General features: G+C 48.3%; 2 protein-coding genes. Both read left to right on the top strand.

What is annotated here, in order from left to right:
• On the top strand, positions 1-91 hold a 91-nt coding region (gene rpmC, locus FQK12_RS27200), incomplete at its 5' end, for a 50S ribosomal protein L29 (protein ID WP_146295787.1).
• Positions 91-263 (top strand): 30S ribosomal protein S17 (gene rpsQ, locus FQK12_RS27850; protein WP_261393167.1); only part of this gene is annotated, 173 nt, incomplete at its 3' end. The genes rpmC and rpsQ, both read left to right, overlap by 1 nt.

Genomic DNA, 263 nt, shown 5'->3' with positions numbered 1-263 from the left:
TGGCCAGCTGCAACAGACTCATCTGCTGAAGCAAGTGCGTCGTGATGTTGCACGCGTTAAGACTTTACTGACTCAGAAGGCGGGTGCGTAATGACCGATAAAATCCGTACTCTGCAAGGTCGCGTAGTTAGCGACAAAATGGAGAAATCCATTGTTGTTGCTATCGAACGTATGGTGAAACACCCGGTTTACGGTAAATTCATCAAGCGTACGACCAAACTGCACGTACATGACGAGAACAACGAATGCGGTATCGGCGACAA

Source organism: Klebsiella sp. ME-303, from assembly GCF_007910085.1.
Classification (GTDB): Bacteria; Pseudomonadota; Gammaproteobacteria; order Enterobacterales; family Enterobacteriaceae; genus Klebsiella; species Klebsiella michiganensis.
This window is presented reverse-complemented; position numbering and strand designations above follow the sequence as displayed.